A 7,525-nucleotide genomic window follows, 5' to 3' on the forward strand; every position below is an offset into this window, starting at 1 on the left:
GTTTCAGCAGACGCGCGATCTGCCATTGCCATCGGTATGAGATTTCAGGCGCATCGGCCTGCTGCGCGGCAAAAAGCGCCTGGCGGGTAAGCTGCAGGGCCTCCCGCGGGCGTTGTTCAAGCGCGTACATTTGACCTAGATAACCCCTCGCATACGAAACGGCCCGCAGATCGCCGAGACTTTCGCCTATGGCCGTCGCGTCCACAAATGCGCGGTAGGCTGCTGACACCCAGCGCGCCTTCATGTCCTTCGACGCGTCTATGGAGGGGGCGGTGTAAAGTTTCTGAAACATATTCCCAAGCGCGATCAGCCCAAATGCGCCCTCGTGCGAAGGGGGCGGTTGCCTGATGTGGGTCGCAGCGCGTGTGAGCAATGTGTCCGCGTCGCTATGATCGTTATCTCGCAGGGCGAGCCTGGCGAGACCGGCTACGGCCTTGGCGCGCTCGAACTGGAGATTCGAACTCCGCTTGCCAAACCGTCCGGCGAGTTGAGCGCTCTCCCTGTAGCGGGCTCGCGCCCGGGTATCTTGCCTCCGGTCGCTCAGGAGTTTGCCCAGGTTATTCAGGTTCGCGATCGTGAGGTGCCGGTTCCCGTTCGCGCGCGCCAGTGCAAGGCTCGCCCTTAAATGCCGCGAGGCCTGTTTCGTCGATCCCGTGACCAGATGGACTTTGCCAAGACTGCCCGTGACCGCGGCCATGCGGCCCTCGTCATCGATTTGCTCCGCTGTCTCGCGTGCGGCGAGCAGTGTGCTCAAAGCAATCGGATATTGTCCCAGCGCCTGATAGGCATCGGCGCTCAGCACCAGGGCATCGATGTGTTCTGCGCGGTTGCCCCGCGCCGCGTATGACTTCGCGGCCTCGCGCCAGGCGCTTGCCGCTTGTTCAAAAGCGCCGCGCTGGAAGGCACGCCGGCCTTGCGCGATCCGCTGGTCGATCTGATGGCTGCTCGCGGGGGACGCCGCGGCGGCTAACTTGAGGTGCGCCGTGACTGGACAGAGCGCCGCGACGCTGAGCAACAGACCCGATAAACCGGCGGCGCCTACCGAGGCAAGTAACGTCTTCATATTCGGTTACCGCGCAGCTTAGCTTATTCGCTACTCGATGAAGTATATATCGTTGTTTCCCAGGCAACGAAAAACCCCAGGCTCGGATCCGAGCCTGGGGTACTGCCTTGCGCATTTACTACTGGCCGTAGGTGGGCGAGACGCCATACATATAGCCGCTCGGGTCGATCTGCCAGTAGGTGCCGATAGGGTCCACGTGGTAATTCGAACCGTTGTAAGTGTTGACGGTGCCAGGCTGCCATGTATAGGGCAGCACCTCGTTCGACCCCGTGTACGAGTTGTAGAAAGTCCCGTTGCCGCCCAGCCCGTAGCCGGCTTCGACCTGGTTATCGAAATAGCCCTGGTTCAAACCAGCGAGAGCGTCCGCGCTTCCCTGTTGCGCGTCCCAGTAACCTTGGATGGCGGTGTGGTACTGGTTGGCGATCTGTGTCGAGGTTGCGCCGTAGGCAGCATAACCCTGTGGCGTGTAGCCGCCGGTCGCGGCCCAGCCATAAGCATACTCAGCAAGCGTACCGCCGCCGCCGTTTGCAAGATGTTGCTGATATTGCGCCTGAATCTGCGGGTCGCCCATGTTCTGCTGAACCAGGTTCTGCTGAAACTGTGCGATCTGCTGGCCTAGCGGGTCAGTCCCGGCCATGATCTGAGCGAATATGTCCGTCTTGCCCTGCACGCTATCCATCTCAGCGGAAGTCATGGCTTCGGCCTGAACGCCTTCGAGAGTCGAGAACTGATCGCTGGCATTGGCGGTCGTCAGGGTGATGACCAGGATGGTCCCGATTGAAAGTGATTTAAGCTTCATGTTCGTGTCTCCGTTGAGTGGGTTGCGTCGTGTTCCGACGGGGCCAGTAGACCACTCTTGCCGTGCGGCAAGCAGTGAAGTAAAACAACTCAGGATCGGAGCGCCTGTGAAGTACCTCACTCGCGAGGGAATAACGCTCCACTCAGTCGCGCGCGGGTTGGTCTGTTCCCGCCGAATTTCGGGCGAAGGGGCGAGTATCGGTCGTCGTTTCATGCTGCCGCGCGGCTACGAACGTTTTGTGGTCGCCGAGCTGTACCCGGCGAGGACGTCCATCGTCGGAACCGGCCGCCCGCAAAATCTTTTGAAATAGCTTCTCAACCCACATCCCCGCACAGATGCGTATCAAGCCGGAAATGGACCTGATGATTACTGTCCGTAGGTCGGATAGACCGGGTAACCGTAGCCGCTAGGGTCAAGCTGGTAATACTGTCCGTAGGAGTCTACGTAATAGGTCTGATTGTTATAGCTATTGAAGGTGTCGGGCTGCCAGGTGTAGGGCAGAATATAGTTCGAGCCGTTCGGATCCTGGTACGTCCCAGTGTTCGTAAGCACGTTTCCAAAATTGGTTGCGGTATTGGAACGACTGATACCGTCAGCGGTAATCGCCTCGTTGAAGCCGTTCATTGCCTGCCCCACGCCGTTGAGACCGGCTTGCCCTGACGCAATGTAACCCGCTTGGGCCGCGGGCGACCCTCCAAAGAAATAGGCGAACTGCTCGAAGCTATTCGTGCCGCCAGTCTGCAGATACTGATTATATTGCTGCTGAACATACGGGTTGCTCATCAACTGCTGCTGGGCCTGTTGCATCGAAGCCCCGGCTTGGTTAAATGAAGCTTGTAGTTGGGCCATCTGGTCGCCGAAAAAGTCATTTTTACCCTGCACGCTTTCAATCTCGGCCGAGCTCATGGGTTCGGTCTGAACGCCTTCGAGCGTGGAGAACTGATCAGCGGCATTGGCGGTTACCAGGGCGACGCTCAAGATGGTCCCGATTGAAAGTAGTTTGAGTTTCATGTTCGTGTCTCCGTTGAGTGGGTAGCGTGATGTTTCGACGAGGCCAGTAGACCACTCGTGACTTGCGCGAGCAGTGAGTTACTTCACTCCGAGCCGGAGCGCCTGTGAAGTAACTCACTCGGCATGGGACTCTTGCCGCTGCCGCTGCCGCGCATGGCCCTCGGCTGCCAGGCGTGCGCCCACTGGCGTGAGGTGTACAAGTAAGCGTTCAACGCCGACGCAATGTGCGGCCGATCGACGAGATACGGTACAGGAACAGGAACCGCTTCGGGCTTAAGTTAGAACCCGAACCCGAGCGTCGGGTCCGGGTCGCACCTCAAGTCTCCTCTAGCGTCCGTAGGTGGGATCGACACCGTACATCCAGCCGCTGTTGTTCGGGTCGATCTGCCAGTACTGGCCATGGGGGTCTACGTAGTAGTTTTGATTGTTGTAGCTATTGACTGTATTAGGTTGCCAGCCGTAAGGGAGCACCTGATTCGTACCGTCGTACGAACTGTAGTAACCGCCGTTGCCCATGAGTCCGTTGCCGGCTTCAACCTGATTGTTGAAATAGCCCTGGTTGAGACCGGCGATGGCAGCGGCGGAGTTAGCCTGCGCTGCCCGGTACTCGGCCATCGCTTGTTGCTGTTCGTTAGCGATTTGGGCCGAGGTCGCTCCATACGCGGCATAGCCCTGCGCGGTATAGCCTCCGGTCGCGGCCCAGCCATAGGCGTATTCCTCAATGGTGCCGCCGCCGCCATTCGCTAGATGCTGTTGGTACATCGCCTGGATTTGGGGATTCCGCACATTCTGCTGCACGATGCCCTGTACGGTTTGATGCATCTGCTGAGCGAGAGGGTCGGTCCCGGCCATGATTTGATCGTAGATACTTTGGGCGTGAGCGGTCCCGAGGCTAAGGGCTACACCAGTCGCCGTTAAGAGTGCCGCGAGTTTCATGATGAAGTCTCCTAAGTGAATGTTGTCGATCGTGTTTTGCCGGGGTCAGTAGACCGCACTTGCGCTGCACGGCGCAGTGAAGTAACTCACTTCCGCTCGGAGTAGCCGTAGGGTAACTCGCTCGAACTGGCTAATTTAAGAACCGCCTTTTTACTCCAGTGGAACATCGCGCTGAGTCATTCGCTGACAACGCTTCCTGTTGAGTGTGGCCGCCTGCGCGGCAGCCAGGCGCGTTCGCGTTTGCTTCCACTTCGGCCTTACAACGGCCAAGGTTGATTTGTCCTGGTCTGTGCAAAGCCCTCGCATGGAAAACTCCACCGTAACCGAGGCGAGGAGGGGCGTTAAGGCGCGGCTGACGCGAAGCAAAAACCCAGGCCCGAGACTCGGGCCTGGGAACAGGTTCGTTGCGAGGTTATGTTGAGGGTAGTGCGAGCGCTCGTATTAATCTGGTGATGTCCCGTACTGCACAAGTCACATGAAATATCGACAAGTACGTCCAGTATCACCAGTCGGCTTATAGCTGACCACCTAGCAGATTCTGAACCGCGCCCCAATGCCAGGTGTACAGGTCGTACCAGCCTTGGTAATCCGCCACCGCGCCCTGGTATTGGTCAAAGGCAATCTGCCAGTCGTTGGCGATGTCCGCCGAGACCCCGATCCAATTGGCAATGCCTTGAGGTGAAAAGCCTCCGGTCCCGGCCCATTGATAAGCAAACACTTCGAAGGTGCCGCTGCCGCCATTATCAATCCAGGCGTTATACGCCGCCTGCACCTGCGGGTTGGCCATGGTCTCCTGAGTGATGCCATTCACCGTACCGTACATCGCGGCTCCCAGAGCTGCATCCTGAGCGAGTAAGTAATCGAGATACGATTTTCCCTGCACGGCGTCCATCTCGGCCGCGGTCATGGCTTCGGCCTCGATGCCTTCCAGCATTGAGAACTGCTCGTCGGCGTGGGCGGTCGTCAGCGCAAGGCCCAAGATGGTCGCGATCGAAAGTGATTTGAGTTTCATGGTCAAGTCTCCTGAGTGAGTGGGTTGTGTCGTGTTTCGACGCAGCCAGTAGACCGCACTCGCCATAGGTGGGCAGTGAACCAGCTCACTCGGGCCTGGCTAGAATGTGAAGTAACTCACTCCCATGCGCCGATCGCACTGGCTCCGCGCATCACCACTCAATACCAGGTAACAGGCTCGCCCGAACTCCACGCATGCAGGTTCAGCAACATTTCCGCTTGTCTACACCGATTGCTCCGGGCGTGTTCGTCGCTCGCTCCGACGGAACGGCCCATCCGCTGTGATCCGGTTCATAGGTAGCACGTCTTGCGCGTGCGTTAATGGCTCCGCGGCCGAGTGTACCGACACAGCGGATCGGACCGCCAAACACTTTCGTAACACTATCTTTCGGAGCGCAATGACATGAACATCAAGACGAGCATTGTAGGAACCTTTTTGGCACTGAGCACGGCGCCGGCGATGGCGACAACCTTTTCGGTCGCGGTAAATGACTTCAACACGGACGGCGTGCTGGACACCGCCGTGATGGCTATGGATTATCCAAACCAAAGCACCACAGGCGTGTACTTTGGCGACGGAACCGGGAACATGACGCCGGGATCGTCCTGGTTTCTGGGTGATGAGAACAATCTGGACATCGCGGCGGGTGACCTCAACGGCGACGGTATCGGTGACCTCGCCGTCGCGTCTGGTAACGGCATCTTTGTCTACCATGGCGACGTGAGCGGCGGTTTCACCACGGGCGCAACCCTGAACGCAAATGCCAAGCAAGTTTATGTAGGCGACTTCAATCGCGATGGCTTGCTCGACATCATTCAGTACTACGCCTCCATTGATGTCCCTGCCAGCGTGTCCGTCTTCTTCGGTTACGGTGACGGCGGTTTCTCTGACAGCGTCAAAGTGATCGAAGCGGTCGATGGTGGTCAGATGATGGCGCTGGACGTTAACGGCGACGGCATGCTCGATGTCATGTTCTATTCGCAAGGCAGCGTGACGGCGGCATTTGGCGACGGAGCAGGTGGCTTCACGGTGCAACCGGCCGGCGTACTTGGCAGGGTCGCAGAGGGCGGCGCAACTTCGATGACCGGCGGCGACTTCAACGGGGACGGCATCGCGGATATCGCGGTTAATTCCGACGGAGCACGAATAATCTTCTTCGCCGGCAGCGGAACCGGCGGCTTCACGCAATACGCCAGCGTGTTTGGGTCCTCGCAACCGGACTCCGTCAGTGATCCGATCGTCGCGGGCGACGTTAATGCCGACGGCATGCAGGATCTGATCGTTGTGGACTCCGCAACCGGCGCGGTGTCCGCCGTTCTTGGCTACGGCGACGGTGTTTTCCTTGAGTCTGCCGCAACGACGGGTTGGGACTCGTGCCAGAACATGGTCGATCAAGATTACGCTATTTTTTGCGGCTTTTGATCGAGTCAACAAGCTCCGATAAGCGGTCTCGAAGCTTGTCGGAAGGAGCGGGCCTTTGCCCGCTCTTTTTTTACCTGCGCCGTATTGCGGTGCGACGCGGGCCAGTCCCTGGTCATGGGTCGGGAGGTCATGAAAAGAACAATTGCACGCCCTTGAGCGACGGTGTACAAATACGCGAGCACCGCCATCGAAAAAATCGGGTAACAGACGATCGGTACAGGAAGAAGAATGCCGCGGTTTGTGCAGACCACTGGAGGCTGGGTCAGATCGGCTCCGGCTAAGCATCTGAAGCATGCGTTTTTAGCGTGTGCCCTCTCGATTGTCACCTCTTGTTCAACGCCCGCACCGCGGACCACGACTACGCTCGACATCGGGACCGGCACACGCGTGTATGTGCCCGTCACCTCCCTTTACGCGCGGCAATACCAGGGTCTGGTGCGGCAAGCCTTCGACTATTCCTGCGGGGCGGCGGCGCTGGCGACGTTGCTCACTTATGGCGTGTGAGATCGAGTGTCGGAGAAAGAAATCATGGACCAGCTTTTCACGTTGCTGCCGACGGACCAGGAGGCGTTGCGTGAAAAGGAAGGGTTCTCGCTGCTGGACCTGCAGGGGGTCGCCCAGGGGCGCGGCCACAAGGCGCAGGGATTTCGTCTCGAACCGGAATTTCTGTCGAAGCTGAAAGGGCCGGTGATCGTGTTCATACGCCCGCGTGGGTATGAACATTTCGCAGTCTTGAAAGGCGTGCGCGGCGAGTACGTTTATCTTGCGGACCCTTCCCGAGGCAATCTTCGCCTGGCGACTTACCGGTTTATGGAGACGTGGCTGGATAAAAGCGGTACAGGTATCGTCTTTGTCGTGGAAGGCAAGGACGGTGAACTCAAGACTGCTTCTCCATTCGCGGTCAGCGCCGAAGGCTTGCCGGCGCCTGAACTGTTGAGTGCGCGTCAGATGCTGGAGGCGAGTAACTCCTTCGCCCGCTTTCCCGAGTTGCTGCGATAATGCGAAGGCTGCGGAGTGTGACGATGAGGGCCAGAGGCATCTTCGGCTTTCTCTGCATAGCATTCGCATCGTTATCAGCTCCGGCATTTTCGGGCGTCGTTGCTGTCGAGGTGCTGACTCTTGCCGAAGCCGCCAGATTATTGCGGATCGATCCTGGCGAGCTAGCGCGGTTTGCCGAGCAGGATCTTGTGCCGGGAAGGCGCCTAGGAATGCAATGGCGTTTCAGTCGCACCGCCCTGCTAGTCTGGCTGGCCGGAGAGAAACCGACCGACCGGACGAGCGA

8 protein-coding genes are annotated in these 7,525 nt (G+C 58.6%); 3 read left to right on the forward strand and 5 right to left on the reverse strand.

The features are described 5' to 3' along the window. The 5 genes from H0V34_14760 to H0V34_14780 all read right to left on the reverse strand — a co-directional run. The coding region (locus H0V34_14760; GenBank protein MBA2492884.1) for a hypothetical protein at positions 1 to 1,063 on the reverse strand (1,063 nt) is incomplete at its 3' end. A gap of 118 nt (positions 1,064 to 1,181) precedes the next feature. Next, complete coding sequence (locus H0V34_14765; protein MBA2492885.1) at positions 1,182 to 1,862, reverse strand: hypothetical protein; 681 nt, start codon at positions 1,860 to 1,862, stop codon at positions 1,182 to 1,184. A 366-nt stretch (positions 1,863 to 2,228) separates the two neighbouring features. Next, positions 2,229 to 2,873, reverse strand: a complete 645-nt coding sequence (locus H0V34_14770) for a hypothetical protein (protein ID MBA2492886.1) — start codon at positions 2,871 to 2,873, stop codon at positions 2,229 to 2,231. A gap of 327 nt (positions 2,874 to 3,200) precedes the next feature. Continuing rightward, positions 3,201 to 3,809 carry a hypothetical protein gene (locus tag H0V34_14775; protein MBA2492887.1) on the reverse strand — a complete coding sequence of 203 codons (609 nt, stop codon included), beginning with the start codon at positions 3,807 to 3,809 and terminating at the stop codon, positions 3,201 to 3,203. Between the two features lie 514 nt (positions 3,810 to 4,323). Next, on the reverse strand, positions 4,324 to 4,821 hold the full coding sequence (locus tag H0V34_14780) for a hypothetical protein (GenBank protein ID MBA2492888.1): 498 nt from the start codon (positions 4,819 to 4,821) through the stop codon (positions 4,324 to 4,326). Between the two features lie 402 nt (positions 4,822 to 5,223). Here H0V34_14780 and H0V34_14785 point away from each other — a divergent pair, with 402 nt between their 5' ends. From H0V34_14785 to H0V34_14795, 3 genes are all read left to right on the forward strand, one after another. Beyond that, positions 5,224 to 6,243 (forward strand): VCBS repeat-containing protein, encoded by a 1,020-nt coding sequence (locus H0V34_14785; protein ID MBA2492889.1) that lies wholly within the window; start codon positions 5,224 to 5,226, stop codon positions 6,241 to 6,243. Positions 6,244 to 6,771: 528 nt separating this feature from the next. Continuing rightward, entirely contained in the window at positions 6,772 to 7,242 is a 471-nt protein-coding gene (locus H0V34_14790) for a hypothetical protein (GenBank protein MBA2492890.1), read from the forward strand. Between the two features lie 23 nt (positions 7,243 to 7,265). Next, a partial coding sequence (locus H0V34_14795) for a helix-turn-helix domain-containing protein (protein MBA2492891.1) occupies positions 7,266 to 7,525 on the forward strand: 260 nt, incomplete at its 3' end.

It is taken from the genome of Gammaproteobacteria bacterium, from assembly GCA_013696315.1.
Taxonomy (GTDB): Bacteria; Pseudomonadota; Gammaproteobacteria; order JACCYU01; family JACCYU01; genus JACCYU01.